The organism is Kitasatospora sp. NPDC048662 (assembly GCF_055587065.1).
On the sequence record NZ_JBVJHA010000019.1, the window covers coordinates 63,507 to 80,637 of the forward strand.

Genomic DNA, 17,131 nt, shown 5'->3' on the forward strand with positions numbered 1-17,131 from the left:
TGCCGCAGCGTACCGGCGAGGGCGCCAGCAGGGATAGTTGTGTCCTTGCCGTGAGCTGTCATCTCGGACAGGCCGCACCAATTGTCGGCCGCTCCCTGCTCGTCGTGTGCGGCTCACCACCGAGGACCGAAGCTGACCTCCCCGCGCTCTCCGTTCCGGCGGTGAACTCGTCGTCCTGATATGCGCGGTGGGGTTAGCGGCTTCGGCTATGGTGGAGGGAAGCCTCGGATCCGGGCTGCCGGCAATACCGGCGGAACCAGTCACGGGCGACGACTTCACCACCGTCCGGGGGCGCGCTCGCAGCGCGCCCACCAGCGGGACTCCACTTTCACCGGGCACGCCCGTCCGCCTGCCCTTCTGCCCCCGGAGCCTTCCGCATGCCCGATCAGCACGTTGCCGCCATCCCGCGGGACTTCTTCTGCGAGCACACCCCCAGCAAGAGCCGGGTCATGGCCCTCGTGGACCACGAGAGCGGCCCCGCTTCGCTCCAGGCCGTCCTGACCTGCCGTGATCGTGAACTCGCCCACCATGCTGCGGTGTTGCTGCGGCAGGCATTGAAGTCCGCGACGAAGTCGTGGCAGCCGGAGCGGGCGGATGCGTTGTACTCCAGGCTCCCCGACGCGCCGGCCTCGTCCCTGCGCCAAGCTGTCTCGCACGCCCTCGTCGGCACCTGGCCCGTGAGCGCCGCGTCCTTCACCGTCTCGCCCGACCAGGAGCAGGAAACCGCGCCGGACTACCTTGACGAAGACGAGGACACCGGCCACGAGGAGCGGGAGAAGCGGACCCCCTACGACGCGAGGCTGCGCGACCTCCCGGGCCTGGTCGTTCAGGTCACCACACTGCGCGAGTTCCACGTCCACGACTCCGACCTGCTGCTGAAGACCGCCCGGGGAGCCGGCTGGACTCCGATGTCCGACGACGAACTCCCCGACGAGGACCCACAGGACCTGGTCGGGGCGGTCATGTGGCTGGCCGACCAGGACGGCTACTTTGAGGGAGCCGACACACTCACCGACCAGAGCTCGGCTTCCTTCCTGAACGCCGAACAGGGACATGAGCTCGCCGACTGGAGCAGCCAGCCCGTCGTCGCGACCTTCCAATCCGGATGGCGCCTGCAGGCCTCCCAAGACGATCAGCCGGAGGGGGAGGGGGAACTCCCCGATTTCGCTGCCCTGTTCCCGGTCACCGAAGACCACTGCAAAGACGACGACTGCGAGGAATGCGGCTGGCAGCTCACCCCCCGCACCGCCGACCTCCTGCACACCGCGCTGAGCGTCCTCGCCGACCAGGCGTACGACGAAACCGAGGACCTCGGTGACCGGCCGCTGACCGCCGAGAATCGCAGTGCATGGGACATCTTTGCCAGCATGCCCAAACTCACCTACCGCTGCGACCTGCAGTGGCGCCGCCGTATGGCCCGCGCCCTGGACGATCTGGTCGGCGACCTCGAAAAGGGCGACTGGCCCGAACCGACCTGCACCGCCGAAGAACTCGCCCTCCACCTCGCGCTCCGCGAAGCACCCAGTTACCGCGATGAGGTCGACGACAACGACGGCCACCCGCACCACCAACTCCCCGTCCACCGCGACGACTACGACTACGACGCATGCAGAGACTTGTTCTTCCAGGACACCGACGTCCTGATGCTCTACAGCGCTCGGTTCGACGGCATCGAAGACCCCGACAACGACATTAACCGCGACCTCGGCATCGGCGACCTGCGTCCGGCCGCGTGGTTCGAACCGTTCGGCAACGTCGAAGCCCGCGACCCCCGCCGTGGCTTCCGCCGCTGACCGGAAAACGGGTGGGGAGGCCCAGGCCGCTGCTCCCCGGCGTCCTGGGCAGGCGAAGGCTGCGAATCCGGGCAGGTTCCGCCCACGAGCGCAGACCCGCAAGCTGCGGATTCACCTGCGAGACTTTCAAAGTCCTTGGCCAATTGGACAGTTGAGATGTCCGGATCGATCCGGCAACTGACCCCCGATGTTGCCGGAAGGTAATGGGGCCGACACTCTCTGTCCATGGTCAACAGGTGCCGTGCCATGAAGAAGGACGGAAGGCTCTGCAAGAACCGGGTGCGGGAGGAGGGACTGCGCTGCCACAAGCGCCAAGGACTCCCTGCAGGCCGCCGCCCGCTCGGGCCCTCGCCCCGACGAACCCTGGCCGGTTCACGCACCGGCACCACCAAGCCGCGGCCCCACCGTACCGGCACCCTTGCCAGCCCGCGCCGCACACCCGATCCGCGACCCGCTCGGATTCCCGCCCAGCGCGGCCAGCCTGCGCCACCACCTCGGACCCCGCGCGTGGTGACCCGTGCCGAGACGGACAGCACCGTCCGGGCGTGCGCCCAACTCGTCGGCGGGGGCGGTGGTGACGTCATCGCCGCCCAGGCCGTCCGCTACGTGGCCCCGGACACCTGGAACGCCCTCGTCGAGCGGCACCGCGGCAAGGGCTGCGACACACTCGCTGCCTTCGCCCGAGCCCTACTGGACGGCAAGAAGTCCCTGCACGGCGTGATGGGCAGTCTCGTCGGCGCCCTGCTGGCCGCGCTGGGCCGTCCCCGGATCGAGCAGGTCTTCGCCCAGGAACTCGCCAGCCGCGTACCGCTCCCCTTCGGACACGAGATCGCCCTCGCCGCCCGCGGCCTCCAAGCAGCCGGCATCTTCATCTGCTTCACCGACGCGGGCACGATGAACGACTGCGCCTGCCTGCGCGACCTCCTGGTCAACGAGGGCAAGGCGCAACTGGACAACCTGCTCCAAGGATCCCTGAACGACTGGAGCGAACTGCCCGCCCGCATGCTGCCCACGGCCGCCGGTGGCCGGACCGCGAGGAGCTGAACGATCCTGTCGCGCCGCCCGGCCGCCCGGTTGCGTCATTGTGAAGCGTGCGAACCCGCCTGGGGATCGCCGAGGGGGCCGCCGTACGATGAACAAGGTGCTGGACCGCGCGCCAGGGGTATCCGTCGTCCGAGGCGCTCGTTAGAGTGGCAGGCCGGTCTGCTGAAGAGGAGCGTGAGGGGTGTGGCTGCCACGGCTGACCACCTCAAGGCACTCCTCAACGCCCATGCCACCGGCGACGACGACCGTTTCTACAGCATCGCCCTTCAGGTCGCGGCGAAGTCCGCGCGCCAGGGCCACGGCAAACTCGCCGTCGAACTCCGCGAGCTCATCGACGCCGCCCGCGCCGACAAGATCCCCAGGATCGCCCCGACACCGGTCGTCCAGCCCCGGGGCGAACTCGCGAGCCTCCTCACCGCCGGGTACCCCGACGTCCGCCTCGACGACATGACCCTCGCCGACGATGTCCGCGCCCCCTTGGACAAGGTCCTCCACGAGCAGCGCCAGCGCGCACGCCTGGAGCGCTTCGGTTTCACCCCCGTGCACCGCATCCTGCTGTCCGGGCCGCCAGGCACCGGCAAGAGCATGACTGCCGCAGCCCTGGCCAAAGAACTCTCCCTGCCGCTGTTCACCATCCGCCTCGACGGACTGATCAGCCGCTTCATGGGAGAGACCGCCGCCAAGCTCCGCACTGTCTTCGAAGCCGCCGCCGAGACCCGCGCCGTCTACCTGTTCGACGAGTTCGACGCCCTCGGCGCCGAACGCACCGCAGGCAACGACGTCGGCGAGGCTCGCCGCATCCTCAACTCCTTCCTCCTCTTCCTCGACGAAGCCCCTTCCGAGAGCCTCGTCGTCGCCGCCACCAACCACCGCCACCTCCTCGACCGCGCGCTCTTCCGCCGCTTCGACCTCGTCGTCCATTACGCACCGCCCTCCCCACAACAGGCGATCGAGATTCTGCAACGACGCCTAGCCGGGATGGACACCACCGGCGTACCTTGGTCCGACCTGATCGCCAAGGTCGACCAGCTCAGCCACGCCGAACTGGTCAAGGCCGCCGAATCCGCGGCCAAACGCGCCATTCTCGGAGGCAACGACGTGGTCAACAAACACCTCTTGACCGAAGGACTGGACGAGCGGCACGCGCTGCGCCATGCCTGACCGGGCCCCGTCGCGGTTCACCCCGCACCTGCTGGTCCCGTGGGATCCGAAGACGCTCACGCCGAAACCCTCCGGACCCGCACGGGGCGGCGGGTTCGCCGACCGGTCCGCGGACCGGCAGGGCCACGTGGACCGCCTGCTCGACGGCCTCGAAGAAGCCCGGAAGGCCTCCACCACAGAGCGTCATGAGGTGGACGCGGCCGAACGGGCGAGCGGTTTCGCGATCCGGGTGGAGGCCGCCGACACCTACGACCTCCAGGTCCGCAGCCTCGCCAACTCCGGGCTGACGCTCATGAGCGTTCACGAGGCAACCGGCAGCAGCCCGCAGGAAGCCGTCATCTGGATCCCCGACGGACGGGTGCAGGCGTTCGCTGAGAAGATCAGCCAGTTCACCCAGGACACCCCGAGCGGCAAGCCGAAGCAGCAGGCCGCCGTCGCCAACACAGAACGCATCCAGCACGCTCTGCTTGACCACCTCTGGCAGGATGACGCACCACTGCCGGACATGAGCGAACACCGCTGGTGGGAACTGTGGTTCGACCCGGGCATCACCGACACCGACCAGATCGCTGTCCTCCAGCGGATCGCCGCCGCCAACGGCTGGCCGATCGCCGACCGCTCGATCACCATCGGCGACTACCGGGTCGCCCACGTCGCCACGACCGGCGCCCAGCTCAAGACGCTCCTCGCCACCAACGCCTGCCCCTCGGAAGTGCGGCAGCCCAGCTTCGCCGAGCAGATCCACACCACCGCCCGAACCCTCCAGCGCGACCTCGCCCTCGACCTCGCGACCCGGCTGGAGCACGCCGCCGCCGGCGCACCCGTCGTGTGCATCCTCGACACCGGCATCCACCAGGAGCACCCACTCCTCAAGCAGGCCCTCGCCGGCCGCGCGCAGAGCGTGTTCCCCCACGAAGGACCCGACGACAACAACGGCCACGGAACCAAGATGGCTGGCCTCGCCCTCCTCGGCGACCTTGCCGGCGCCCTCGAATCCACAGGCACCATCACGCTCACTCACGGCCTGGAATCCGTCAAAATCCTTCCCCGGCAGATCCGCCACGACGACACCCCGCGAAGCCACGCGGAAGTCACCGTCAACGCGATCTCCGACGCCGAGACCGGCGGCATCGACCAGCCGCACGCCCGAGTCTTCTCCATGGCGGTCACCGAACGCTCCACACCCGAACGCAACGGCACCGACGGCCGGGCCAGCCTGTGGTCCTCCTCCCTCGACGCCCTCGCCGCCGGAACCGACATCGCCGTCCACGACGACCGCATCGAACTCCTCGGCGCCCCCGACCCCCGAGCCTCCCGGCTCATCGTCGTCTCGGCCGGCAACATCCGCGAACACCCCGTCACCCACCTCCGTCAGGACGACGGAACCCTGCACCACCTCACGCTCTGCGACACCTCCGCGATAGAGAACCCTGCCCAGGCCTGGAACGTCCTGACCGTCGGCGCCTACACCGACCTCGCCCAGCCGCCCCGGGACGCCATGTTCGACGGCTACCGTCCCCTGGCTGCCGCAGGCGAGCTCTCGCCTTTCAGCCGCACCTCCGTCGCTCTTCCCGTGAAGACCCCCGTCAAGCCGGACATCGTCCTCGAAGGCGGAAACCTCCTCGTCGATGCCGACGGCACCCTCACCGACGAACACGACGTCGTCAGCCTCACCACCACCCACCACGGCATCGACCGACCGCTCACCACCGCCAACGCCACCAGCGCCGCCACCGCCCAGGCCGCACGCCTCGCCGCCATCGCTCACGCCGCCTACCCCGCCCTCACCCCCGAAACCATCCGGGCACTGCTGGTCCACGAGGCACGCTGGACCAGTGCCATGACCGACGGCATCCTCAACGCCAACGGCCGCCGCCGCACGGGCAAGGGCAACGGCAGCAAGGACTTCGCGCGCAACGTGCTGCGCCGCTACGGCTGGGGAGTGCCGACCGAGGAACGGGTCCTGTCAAGCGCGACGAACGCCGTCACGCTGATGATCCAGGGCTCCCTTGTCCCGTTCCGCCGTGACAAGGGCCGCGTCCACCTGGGAGAACTCAAGCTCCACCAACTGCCCTGGCCGCGCGAGCAGCTCCTCGACCTCGGCGCCACCCCGGTCCAGCTGCGCGTCACCCTCTCCTACTTCGTCGAACCCAACCCCGGCCGACGCGGTGTCATGGGCCAGCACACCTACGCGTCCCACAAGCTGCGGTTCGCGATCAAGGGGTCCCTGGAGAACCTGTCGGACTTCGAAGGACGCGTCGCGAAGGACGCGCAAGCTGCGAACGACGGCATGACCACGGTCGGCAAGTTCGAAGGCGACAAGGCCTGGCTCGTCGGCTTCGACAACCGCAACCGTGGCTCCCTGCATGCCGACATCTGGAGCGGTACTGCCGCCGAGCTCGCCGACTGCGGAGCCCTGGCGGTCTACCCGGCCGGTGGCTGGTGGAAGTACAACAACAGATCCGACCGCGTCGGCCGCCTGGTCTCCTATGCCCTCCTCGTGTCCCTCACGACACCCGAAATCGAGATCGACCTCTACACCCCGACCGCGGTACGGCTCGACGTGCCCATCCCGACCGACCTGGCCGCGCGAGTGGAGACGTCTGCCGGGATCCCCGTGCAGCTGCCCCTGGACTGGTAGACCGCAGCGTTCCGGCAGCTGCTCTGGCTCAGCGGCATGCAGCGCTGTGCGAAGCCGGGAGGGCAGCCAGCCCCGAGGCCCTGAAGGCCACCGGTCACCCGTCCTGGGTCGTCGGCCAAGCACAGCTCCGCCGGGCTGACAGGGCCGGCCGCGGCTCACCGCTACGCCGCCAACGGCAGGTCGTCGTCGCCACGGGGGACGGGATGGGCGGCCATCTGGAGGGTGGCTTGGCGGTGGATGGCGGTCATGACTTTGGGGGAGAGGCTGATCCAGGCGCGGCTGGCCTCGGTCTTGGGTTGCCCGACGGCGAGTTCGCTGTTGTCGATGGCGGCGAGGGTCCAGCGGACGTAGAGCTTGCGGTCCATGAGGTGGACGTCGGACCAGTGCAGGGCGAGGATCTCGCCGCGGCGCATGCCGGTGCCGAGCATGACCTCGAAGAGATCGGTCAGCTGATCCGCGAACTGCTCCGAACCATGCCGCAGGAACGTCGCAGCCTCGTCCGGGGTCCAGCAAGTGCGTTCCGCTGCAAGGGGCTTGGGTGGGACGGAAGCAGGAGTCGGACGACGCGCGACGCTGGATTCGTTTCTCTTCAAAGCGAGCGTGCTGGGTACCACGGACGCGCTCCCGCTGTGGTGCAGTTCGCCCGGAACAGGCGCCGTCGGGGTCGCTGTCCGTGCTGCCGGATAGGCTCACCGGTCGAGACTGATAGGGGAGTTGAGTGCGCGACTCTGTGCTGACCGCTGATGTTCCGCTCGGCCCGTTCGACGGCCATCTCGTGCCTGTCTTCGCGGCGAAGGGCAAAGCCTCCAAGCTGCATGCACACCTGAGGTGCACCCGGCTTCGTGCGGACGGGGCGGTGGCCTTGGAGGTGCCGCTGAACGCCGGGACGATCGCCCGCATGTGCTCCGTCTGCGCGTACCACGGTGACTGGGACCGGCCGGACAGCGGTGTCGGCCTCTTCCTGCGTGCACTCGGCGGCCACCGCGGGCTGATCTCCCAGCTGAAGGAGTACACGGAGGCGGACCCGCACGACGAGGTGACGCAGGAGGAAGCCGAAGGCGCCGCGGACGTTCTACGCGTCGAGCCGGTCTCCGAGGAGGACGAGACCTACGACGGGGACCGGGAGGTCCGCGACGACGCGGAGCGCTTTCGGGACTTGGTGCTGTCCAGGTGGCGTGACGCCGTGGACAGCCTTTACCTCGCCGAGAGCGTCGTCGCGAAGTTCCCCTGGCTCGCCGACTGGGCTCGGCCGAAGGCGGCGCTGAAGGAGGAGTACCTCCAGACGCTGCGCGAACGAGCGGGGCTGTTCGTCGACGCGACGGGTCTGGTGGAAGCAGCGGCGGCTGCGAGCCTGGAAATGCCCAAACTCCCCACGGACGACGAAGCGTTCAGCGCCATCGGTGACCACAAGGAGATCGCCGGGCGGCTGCGGTCGATGTGGTCCCGCTGGCAGGGGGCAGCGGCGGACGCATGGGGGCTGCCGGGCGACCACCTGGTCACGTATCAGGCCGTTGGGGGAATCAATTCACGGCGCAAGGGGTATGACGGAGCCCGCAGTGCGGCAGACCGGCTGCTGGCTTCCTGGGAGGAGGAGGCACGCCGGGTCGCCCGTGCGTCGGACCCGGGCGTGACGGTGACGCTGACCGCACACCTGCAGGAACCCCGGAATGAGGACCCCCACACGCGGCAGCGTGAGCGGGGGCTGCTGGGCGGCCTCGACAACTGGACGCTCGGCGTCCTGCCCACCTACCTGACCACCGCCGACTGGGGCCGGCGCAGGCTCACTCTCCGCGCGCCCCAGCTGATCGTCGACCAACTTCTGGCCCGCGCCGCGCTCGTGCGGTGCGAGCCCGAGCCTCCCGCAGCCCCGACGGCTGCCGGCGAAGCGAGTCCCCTGGGGCCGGGCGTCTTCGACGACACCGCCGTGCACCAGCGCCGCCCCCTCACCGCGGAGCACCTGCGGCTGCTCAGCACCGCGCCCGGCGCCGAGGACCAGCTGTACACCGTATTCTCCACCGACGCCGGGACGGAGGTCCTGCCCTTCAAGGAGTTGGAGCGGCGTGCAGCCCGTGGCTGGCGAGGTGTCCTGCTCGCCAGCTCCGCCGACCTGCCCGCGGCACTGATCGAGCCCTGGTCCGAGGCGATCGGCCAGCGCCCGGAGGAGCCCTCCGCCCTGTGGCGGGAGCGGATGCGCGAAGCCGACGACCCGCTGTTCGGTGAGCGACTCGGTCTCGAAGCCGGAGCCGAGCGTGCCGCCTGGCTGGTCTCCAGGGACAGGCCCTGGGCGCGGGAGTTCAACCTGCGGCTGCTAGCGGTGGCCCGCGGTGTGCCCGACCTGCGCAGTCTGGACTCCGGGTACGACCGGGCCGGACGTTCGCGCAGCCTTCCCCACGCGGTGTGGCAAGGACTCCTCGCCCACGGCCAGGACTTGGACCTCGAACCGTTCGAAGCACCCGACACCGGCACCTGGAAGCGCAGCGGTAGCGGCATCCCGCTGGGGGTCCTCGCGCATGTCCAGGTCTACGCGGTCAACGCCGACCCCCGCTACCAGGGCAAGGGGCACTCGCCGTTCTGCTCCCACGTCCGCGAACGCGGTGTCGTTGCAGACGACGACCTGCTCACCATCGCGGACCTGCTGGGAGACACGAAGTTCGACTGGTGCAGCAAGTGCGGGGGCTACGCGATCCGCCGCCTGACGGACACCCAGCTCGCCCACTACCGCGCCGCCCACCGGCTCCACGACATCGCGCAGCAAATGGACCCCGTCCGAGGCGGATACGACCCCGGCCGCCTCGGACAACTGGTGGAGCAACTCCTGGAACTTCAGAAGTGGGACCCCGACACTGACGACCGCCCCCACAGCGAGGACTCCCACCAGTGGCACCAGATCGTCCGGGAGCTGCTGCTCCGGGCCCGAACCGCCCAAGCCGACCAGCCCTGAAGCCTCCCTCGACCGACCACTTGACGAGGCCCCATGGACAACACACCGAACAGCCCCCTGTCACCGCACGCCCTCGGGCCGCAACTGCTCGAGCGGCTCACCGCACCGCTGCGGCAAGCCGGATGGAAGCAGGACGAGACCTGGTACGAGGACGAAGAGGACGAGGACGATTCTGGTCACGATGCGCCGGCAACTGTCGAACTGAGCCGCTCCAACTTCCACCTCTTCATCAGCTGGTACCCGGCCACCGGCCGCCTCGTCATCGACGACCCTACCGACGGCTGGGACTGGGACGGATACCTTCCTCCGCTGTTCGCGCTCGACGAGCCGCTCACCATCGACCTGAGCCCGTACTCCATCCAGGTGGACAAGGCGGAGGCCGCACGCCGTGCCTTCGCCGCCGCCGGGCTGCTCGACACGACACGCATCCACCTGCCCGACGACGCGACACCGCTCCGCGGGACCCTGAGCACCCTGTTCTGGAAAGAGCACATCAGCCCTGCGATCCGCCAGCACCGCCGCGAGCACGACGTCCTGCAGGCACTCAAGGCATTCGGCGAGGACTTCTCCTGGCGCATCGGAAGCGGACTGCGCACCTACCCAGTGATCTCCCCCGACCCGGTGCCATCAGCGGCAGCGCGGGGCGTCGCCGAATGGTGTTGGCGGCGCGAGAGCGACGTTGAGGACTGGCACTTCAAGATCGACGACATCGCGATGGCCCGGGCCAACATCGCCGCCACCCGGGCCGTCCTGCCCCACGTCCACCCCGAGGCCATCGACTGGCACGCTGTGCGGCTCGCCCTCACAGCCCCCGCCCGCCGACTCGCCGACGGCCAAGCCCTGCGGGACATCTTCGAAGAAGGCTGGGAGCCGATCCTCGCATCCATTCATCGTGAGATCGACCTCTGGCAACGGGTCGACGAGGAGCTCGGCCCGGAGACCACCATGCGCATGCTCTCCATGCACGGCTCCCACACCGAGTCCGTTGGCGAGTGGTGGGGCTCAGGCTGGTTCGAAACCGTGACCCGCCGCGCTATCGGCCGCGCCGCGGATGCCGGCACCCTCCCCGCCTCGGTCCTCGAAGTCTTCACAGACCCGGAACACTTCGCTGACGCCGCCGCCGGCCACCCCGACCTGTTGGACGATGACACCTTCGCCTGGCTGACACGTGCCGTCTTCCAAGAACGGCTCCTCCGGCACAAGGCGCACCTGCCCCGGACCACTGCACTGGCCCTTCCCGACTGGGTGGCGCAGAGCCTTCTGGCCCCGGACGATGAACCGTCATCGACAGAAGCGTCATGATGGGCGAAATAGAAGCGAGCCCGGCCGCGCCTACTACCGGAGCTCGCGACTGCGCACCGCCGCGAGGGGCTCCGGGTGGTAGATCCCCTTCACCCCGTACGGCAGGAGCTTTGGGTCGAAGTCCACCGCCCGGCCAGCCAGCACCACCAGCTCGGCCGGTCCGCTCCGGTGCCACTTCGGCCCGTAGGTGTCGGTGAGGTGCACCCTCAGCAGGCGCCGCGACGCCTCCCAGGCTCGGGCCTCCTCGAAGGTCAGGTCGTGATCGAGCATCCAGAGGGAGATGCGCCGCATCATGCGGGGTGCCATGAGGAATTGGCCGAAGGTGGGAAGCGGGTTCTTCGAACGTTTGCGCATCAACTCTCCTACAGAGAATGGCATTTGAGAACTATTGCATCATCTCAACGATGCGGTGCGCATGCCGGCATTCCCCGCGGAAAAGGGGCGGCTCAGGCTGCCCCGCCTCGACCGAGGCAGTCCCAGCGCTCCAGCACACGCGACGGCCAGCTCGCTCCCATGCCGGTAACACGGCGCGGGCGGGTGTGACCGTCGGCCGCCGGCTGATCCGCCCCCGGAAAGGCCGGCGTGTCAGCGGACAGGAGCACAATGTGATCCAGGTAACCCTTTCGGCCCATTGGGAGCAGAATGGACAGACGCCTCATCCAGACCGCGGTTGTCGGATCCCCGGACTCCGACGAGCCGGCGATCTGCCCGGAGGACCCGAAGGAGCTGGATCTCTTCCGGCTGCAGAACAAGGACACCACCTGGTGGTGCGGCGTGAACCTCCCGGGCGGCTGCGGCCGCCAGCTGATGACCCGCCGCTGCGATGACAAGATCTGCCACTTCGCGCACTACCGCTCGGCCGGAGACGAGCACGGCATCCAGTGCGGGCGCCTGGCCCGCAGCAAGGACAGCGCGGACCACCTCTTCATGAAGGCCGACCTCGCGGCCTGGCTCAAGTCGCAGGACATTGCCGTCACCTTCGACTTTCCCGAACCCCGAGGCTCCGCGATCGTCTTCGACCTCGCCGACGGACGCCGCCTACTGGTCCACCTCGATCGGACACAGTCCGTGGACTGGGACGACGACCAGGTCACCGAGTTCCTCCTCGGCACCGGTGTCCTGATCCCCACCGACCGTCTCGCCGCCCGCGGCTACGTCCACCGCATCCGCTACGAGAGCGAGCGCGACGGCCGCCGACCGCTGATCATCGGCACCCAGAGGCCCGCCCGGACCGACTGGAACGACCTGCGCACCCTCATCCTCACTCCGCAGGGCTTTGCCCCGGCCGCCCGCCCCGAGACGACCCAGACCGAGCAGTCCGCCACCAACGTCCCCGTGCCGCCGCAGCACACGACTGAGCGGCGCTCGATCGTCACGGTGACCCGCTCCGACACCGCGGCAGCATCCGCCGCCCGCAACCACGAGGCGGCCCAAGCCGCCATCCGGAACCTCAACTGGGCCGGCCCGGAGCGGCTCCGCGCCACCCTGACCACGATCGAGGAACTGCTCACCCACGACCAGAGCTTGGAAGACCACCGGCACCTGACCGAGGCCCTATCCGCCGGCCGACGGCGCCTCACCCTGCAAACCCGCCGCCGCGCCGAGGTGATGATCCAACTGCGCCGGGCCAAGCCCGGCACGCTGTCCCGACAGCTCCTGGAGGAAGCCCAGCAGCTGACCTCGGACCCCGGCACCCCGGAAGAGGACCGCGCACTGGTCGCCGAACTGACCGCCCAGTACCGCGCCGAAGCCGAGAAGCGCCTCGCGGCCGCGCGGCAACAGCGGATCCTGGCCGAGCACCAGCAGCAGGAAGCGCTCCAGCAGCAGCGGGCCGAGCTCCGCCAGCGCCAGGAGCAGGTCCAGGCCGAGCTGGAGGCCGCCCAGCAGCGGAAGGGCGCCGCCCCGGCTGCGCCCCGGTGGCGCGAGACGCAGAAGGCGACCGCCGAGTATGCCGAACTCGCCAAGCCGCTGCTCGGAGCGCTGAAGAAGGCGGGCCGGGAAGGGGAGACCCGCACCTGGGGGTCCCTTGCAGACCGTACCGGCATCAAGCGCCTGCGGCAGCTCGGCCACCTGGCGAAAATTGAGGTCCTGGTGATCGCCGAAAGCGGGACCCCAGCCGACCGGCCGCTGTGGTCGGTCGTCCTGGCCGCGGTCGGCGGCCAGGACGCTCTCGCGATCCACCGCGCTGTCTGCGAACGGCTGGGGCGTCCCCTGCCCGACGCCGACGACCTCCTGCGTGCCCGCCTCGACGAGGAGCGGACCATCCTTCAGCACGGCTGGTAGGCCTCAACGATGTCCGGGTTCCCGACGGTGGGGGAGCCCGGGCAGCAGCCGCGTTCCGGCAGGCCGCTCAACTCACCTTCCAGCGGGAGTCGTCGACCGCCTGCACCAGCAGGTCCTCGGACACACCGAGATCCCGCAGGACCAGAGCGGCGGCCAAAAGCAACCGCCGGGAAGATCCGAACCACGCGCAACGGTTCCCTCTCCCGTTCTCGCGGGGAGGGAACCGCTGTGCCGACGTCGGCGGGCAGGGCACAGGCTGCTCGCGAGTCTGCGGGCCCGGGTCGTCGCGGGCCCCGCAGCACTCTCGTCAAGCACTGGCCCTGAGCTGTTCCCCCTTCGGCGCGAGCATGGCCCCGAGCAGGACGCTGAGCGCCAGGACGCCGACCACCGCGGTGAGCAGCGTGGTCCAGTCGACGGTGAGTGCGGCGTTGTAGGGCCACAGGCGGGCGGCGGCCAGGACGAGTCCTGCCGCAGCGCCGGCGACGGTCGCGAGGGCGGCGATCATGAGGGACTGGTAGGCGAGGATCCTGCGTTGGACGGCGCGGTGGAAGCCCATGTCGTGCAGGCGGCGCAGGTCGGGGCGCAGTTCCTGGGCGGAGGCGGAGAGGGCGATCGCGAGTGAGGCGATGACGGCGGCGCCGGCGGCGGTGAGCAGGATGTACCAGACGTTCTGGGGCGGGCTGCTGGGCCCGTGCTCGATCCGCAGGTCGGTGCCGGGGATGCCCAGGCGTTCCAGTGCGGTTTTGGTTTTGTCCTCGGTCGCCGAGGTGATCTCGTTCGGGCTGGTGGCGATGAGGGTCTGGGTCTGGACGGTGGCTCCGAGCTTTGCGGCGGTGCGGCTGGACATGAGGGCGCCTGCCCGGTTGAGCGTCACCGCGTCGACGGGGTCGGACAGTTGGGCGTTGTCGATGCGTACGGGTTTGGGCTGCCCCGTGGCGTCGTAGGCGAGGACCATGGCCTGGGTGCGGACGATGTAGGGGGCGGCCAGCACGAGGACGCCGCCCCGGTCCAGGACGTCCTGTTCGCGGGCGGTGGGGGCGCGTCCGGTCAGTGCCCGGAACTCGTCCGGGGTGTCGATGGCCTGGATGCTCTTGGGGTGGACCTCCGGATCGACGTCGGTTGCCGGGGCGAGATTCCACGGGAGGGCGACGAGCCGGTCCGTCGTGGCGGCGGGGCGGGCGGCGATCAGCGCCTTGACCTCGGTGACGGGTGCGGGCGCGGCAGCGTCCTCGAAGGCCTGGCGGACGGGTGTGATGTCCGTGGTGTGGCGCAGGACGACCTCGATCTGGCCGAGGTGCCGGGAGCCGACGTAGGCGGCCTTGGCGTCGGCGGCCGAACTGGTGAGGATCGTCAGGGTCGCGGTGGCCACGCATACGGAGAAGAACCCGATCGCCACCGCGGCGACGGGGCGCCGGGGTTCCCGGGCGAGGCTGCGCATGGCGACGCGGCCGGCGACGGAGGTGTCGCGGGCCGCGGTGGCGATCACGCGCAGGACCGTGGGGATGACCATCAGGGCTGCCGCGCACAGGCCGGCGCAGCCGAGCAGGCCCATGACGGAGGACGCCGAGCGGGAGGACACGACGAACGCTGCGGACAGTGCCGCGATGCTGAATCCTGCGACGATCCGCTTGGCCAGGGCCGCGCGGGTCCTCGATCGGGTGTCGGGCGCGGCTGCGAGCTGCCGCTGGACCGGCCCGGTGAGCGCGGCGCGGGCGGGCAGCCAGACGGCCGCGGTGCCGGCGACGGCGGTGAGGACGACAAGGACGACGCCCCGCACCCAGGGGATGTCGATGGGAGAGAGGTCGTGCTGGACGGTGTCGCGCAGGACGGGGCGCAGGGCCGTGCTCAGCACCGTGCCGCTGGTGAAGCCGACCAGTGAGCCGCTCAGGGAGGCGATGAGTCCGGCCAGGCGGCACACGCCGAGGATCCAGGCGGCGTCGAGGCCGATGGCGGACAGCAGGGAGAATTCGCGCTTGAGTTGGCGTACCCGGACGCCGAAGGCGGCTGCGGCGCCGACGCAGACGAGCAGCAGGCCGGGGAGCAGGACGACGCCGGGTTCCTTCTCGATGAGGGAGCGGCCGTCCAGGACGGCGGTGCGGGACTTGAACTGCAGGCCGGTGTTCACGGCCGTGTCCTGGAGGCGGTTCAGGTCGCCGGGGCTGCCGGCGAGCAGCCAGGACTCGGTGAGGAGCATTTCCCGGTCGTGGGTCCTGTCCTGCCAGTGCGTGCTCTGGCCGGGGGCGGCGAGGACGAGCCCGCCACCGTAGGCGAGGGGTTCTCGCACGATGCCGGTGACGGTGGCCGCGTCGTCGGACCAGCGGTAGCGCAGGGTGTCGCCGATGTCGAGGTGGTAGGTGGAGGCGATCTTGTCGCTGACGGCGATCTGGCCGGGCCGGGTCGGGAGGGATCCGCCCGGCCGGACTTCGACCCAGTCCTCGACGACCGGCGCGGACCAGTCAGTCTCGCGGTAGTGGACGGCGATGGTCTCCTGATTCAGGAGGACGGGAAATTCCAGGGACTCCAGGACCGGTGCGGCAGCGATACCGGGTGAACTTCGGCGAAGGAGCGTCTCGATTTCTTCCTTCGCCTGGGGGGCTCCGGTGAGAGTGGCGTCCGCGGCGGCCATCTGCCCGCGGGTGCGCTGCTCGGCCGTGGGGGTAGTGGCCTGCAGGCAGCCGGCGACAATTGCGGCCATGAATACGGGCACGATGAAAAGCGCGAGAATCATCACGCGCCGTCGTCCTCGGCCGAGGACGACCCGCGCGGCGACTGTCAGCCTGGTCCGGTCGATCAGCACTCGGCGTTCTCCTCGGCCCGGTCGCGGGAAATTCGGCGGCCGTCTTTCAGCTCGACGATCTGGGATCCGTAATCCATGTTGGCCGGATTGTGTGTGCTGAGAATGACCGTGGTTCCGTCCGCTCGCAGACCGGCGAGGAGTTCCATGATCTCGCGGCCGGTCCGGCTGTCCAGCGAGCCGGTCGGCTCGTCGGCGAGGATGAGATCCCGCTCGCCGACGACGGCTCGGGCGATGGCGGCCCGCTGCTGCTGCCCTCCCGACACCTCGGCCGGGAACCGGGCGCCCAGATTCTCCAGCCCGACGCGGGCCAGCGCGGCGTGCGCGGCGTCCCTGGCCTCGCGGCGGGCCGTCCCCATCCCTTCGAGCGGAAGTGCGACGTTCTCCGCCAGGGTGAGGTCCTTGACCAGGTTGAAGTCCTGGAAGACGACGCCGACCCGGGCCAGCCGGAGCCGGGCGAGGTCCCGGTCGGACGCGGTGCGGACGTCGGTGTCGAGGACGGTGAGGGCTCCGGAGTCAGGCCGGTCGAGCCCCCCGATCATGTTCAGCAGCGTGGACTTCCCCGAACCGCTGTCGCCGACCAGGACGACCATCTCGCCTCTGTCCACCGTCAGGGACACCCCGTCCACGGCCCGGACCGTCTCGCTCCCGATGGTGAAAACCTTGCCGACTGCGTCGGCGTGCACGATGGCCACAAGTCTCCTTCAACGCGGCGGGGGCCTCGACGGCGTCGAGGCCCCCGCGCTTCTGATGGTGCGTCAGCAGGCGTACTGGTCCGTGTACATGGCGACAGAACTCGCGTTATCGTAGTCCATCAGACTCAGGCTGTGGTTGCTGGAGTTGGAGTTCATGCAGCGGGAGTACCCGCCCAGGTTGACGTTCTCGAACCACTTCGCGTCGACCCCGGAGTTGTTGTACCAGGAGTTCATCTCGTCGCCGAAGCCCTCGTCGTTGAGGTTCCAGTGGTTGCCGGGCTGGTTGCGGAACCAGCCGCCGCCCTTGTAGTCGTCGTCCCGGTACAGGCAGATGTAGCCAGAGTCGCAGCCGGTCGGCGCCGCGATGGCCACAGCCGCGTTGCTCAGGACGCCGAAGGAGATGGCCGCGACGGCCAGCCCGGCGACAATGCGCTTGACGTGCATCTTTCCGCCTTTCGATGGGCCCGCGGACATGGC

12 protein-coding genes are annotated in these 17,131 nt (G+C 69.6%); 7 read left to right on the forward strand and 5 right to left on the reverse strand.

Annotated features, from left to right (window positions below):
• Positions 1-377: 377 nt before the first annotated feature.
• The 4 genes from ACZ6R9_RS32210 to ACZ6R9_RS32225 all read left to right on the forward strand — a co-directional run bounded on the left by ACZ6R9_RS32210 (position 378) and on the right by ACZ6R9_RS32225 (position 6,639).
• Positions 378-1,793 carry a hypothetical protein gene (locus tag ACZ6R9_RS32210; RefSeq protein ID WP_380478266.1) on the forward strand — a complete coding sequence of 472 codons (1,416 nt, stop codon included), beginning with the start codon at positions 378-380 and terminating at the stop codon, positions 1,791-1,793.
• A gap of 510 nt (positions 1,794-2,303) precedes the next feature.
• The gene (locus tag ACZ6R9_RS32215) at positions 2,304-2,837 is read left to right on the forward strand and encodes a hypothetical protein (protein WP_380478265.1); all 534 of its coding nucleotides are present in this window, start codon (positions 2,304-2,306) and stop codon (positions 2,835-2,837) included.
• Between the two features lie 183 nt (positions 2,838-3,020).
• The gene (locus ACZ6R9_RS32220) at positions 3,021-3,998 is read left to right on the forward strand and encodes an AAA family ATPase (protein ID WP_465542187.1); all 978 of its coding nucleotides are present in this window, start codon (positions 3,021-3,023) and stop codon (positions 3,996-3,998) included.
• On the forward strand, positions 3,991-6,639 hold the full coding sequence (locus ACZ6R9_RS32225; RefSeq protein WP_380478263.1) for a S8 family peptidase: 2,649 nt from the start codon (positions 3,991-3,993) through the stop codon (positions 6,637-6,639). Before ACZ6R9_RS32220 ends, ACZ6R9_RS32225 begins: the two co-directional genes overlap by 8 nt.
• A gap of 161 nt (positions 6,640-6,800) precedes the next feature.
• Here the strand turns inward: ACZ6R9_RS32225 and ACZ6R9_RS32230 are convergent, their stop codons facing one another.
• Positions 6,801-7,253, reverse strand: coding sequence for a tyrosine-type recombinase/integrase (locus ACZ6R9_RS32230; RefSeq protein ID WP_380478262.1), 453 nt, complete (start codon positions 7,251-7,253; stop codon positions 6,801-6,803).
• A gap of 242 nt (positions 7,254-7,495) precedes the next feature.
• On the opposite strand from ACZ6R9_RS32230, the gene ACZ6R9_RS32235 reads away from it, so the two are divergent.
• On the forward strand, positions 7,496-9,580 hold the full coding sequence (locus ACZ6R9_RS32235) for a hypothetical protein (RefSeq protein WP_465542190.1): 2,085 nt from the start codon (positions 7,496-7,498) through the stop codon (positions 9,578-9,580).
• Positions 9,581-9,613: 33 nt separating this feature from the next.
• The gene (locus tag ACZ6R9_RS32240) at positions 9,614-10,882 is read left to right on the forward strand and encodes a hypothetical protein (protein WP_465542192.1); all 1,269 of its coding nucleotides are present in this window, start codon (positions 9,614-9,616) and stop codon (positions 10,880-10,882) included.
• A 33-nt stretch (positions 10,883-10,915) separates the two neighbouring features.
• Here ACZ6R9_RS32240 and ACZ6R9_RS32245 read toward each other — a convergent pair whose 3' ends face one another.
• Entirely contained in the window at positions 10,916-11,236 is a 321-nt protein-coding gene (locus ACZ6R9_RS32245; RefSeq protein WP_380478259.1) for a hypothetical protein, read from the reverse strand.
• A 288-nt stretch (positions 11,237-11,524) separates the two neighbouring features.
• On the opposite strand from ACZ6R9_RS32245, the gene ACZ6R9_RS32250 reads away from it, so the two are divergent.
• Entirely contained in the window at positions 11,525-13,165 is a 1,641-nt protein-coding gene (locus tag ACZ6R9_RS32250; protein ID WP_465542194.1) for a competence protein CoiA family protein, read from the forward strand.
• Between the two features lie 307 nt (positions 13,166-13,472).
• Here the strand turns inward: ACZ6R9_RS32250 and ACZ6R9_RS32255 are convergent, their stop codons facing one another.
• From ACZ6R9_RS32255 to ACZ6R9_RS32265, 3 genes are all read right to left on the reverse strand, one after another.
• Positions 13,473-15,860 (reverse strand): ABC transporter permease family protein, encoded by a 2,388-nt coding sequence (locus tag ACZ6R9_RS32255; RefSeq protein ID WP_465542196.1) that lies wholly within the window; start codon positions 15,858-15,860, stop codon positions 13,473-13,475.
• Between the two features lie 95 nt (positions 15,861-15,955).
• Positions 15,956-16,654: an ABC transporter ATP-binding protein gene (locus ACZ6R9_RS32260; RefSeq protein ID WP_465542198.1), complete on the reverse strand. Its 699-nt coding sequence runs from the start codon at positions 16,652-16,654 to the stop codon at positions 15,956-15,958.
• Between the two features lie 63 nt (positions 16,655-16,717).
• Positions 16,718-17,098 carry a peptidase inhibitor family I36 protein gene (locus ACZ6R9_RS32265; RefSeq protein ID WP_380478255.1) on the reverse strand — a complete coding sequence of 127 codons (381 nt, stop codon included), beginning with the start codon at positions 17,096-17,098 and terminating at the stop codon, positions 16,718-16,720.
• Positions 17,099-17,131 lie beyond the last annotated feature (33 nt).

Coding starts and splice junctions, on each gene's coding strand:
- ACZ6R9_RS32255 (WP_465542196.1), bottom strand. CDS start 15,860: ATGGCCGCAATTGTCGCCGGCTGCCTGCAGGCCACTACCCCCACGGCC.
- ACZ6R9_RS32265 (WP_380478255.1), bottom strand. CDS start 17,098: ATGCACGTCAAGCGCATTGTCGCCGGGCTGGCCGTCGCGGCCATCTCC.
- ACZ6R9_RS32240 (WP_465542192.1), top strand. CDS start 9,614: ATGGACAACACACCGAACAGCCCCCTGTCACCGCACGCCCTCGGGCCG.
- ACZ6R9_RS32250 (WP_465542194.1), top strand. CDS start 11,525: ATGGACAGACGCCTCATCCAGACCGCGGTTGTCGGATCCCCGGACTCC.
- ACZ6R9_RS32245 (WP_380478259.1), bottom strand. CDS start 11,236: ATGCGCAAACGTTCGAAGAACCCGCTTCCCACCTTCGGCCAATTCCTC.
- ACZ6R9_RS32210 (WP_380478266.1), top strand. CDS start 378: ATGCCCGATCAGCACGTTGCCGCCATCCCGCGGGACTTCTTCTGCGAG.
- ACZ6R9_RS32225 (WP_380478263.1), top strand. CDS start 3,991: ATGCCTGACCGGGCCCCGTCGCGGTTCACCCCGCACCTGCTGGTCCCG.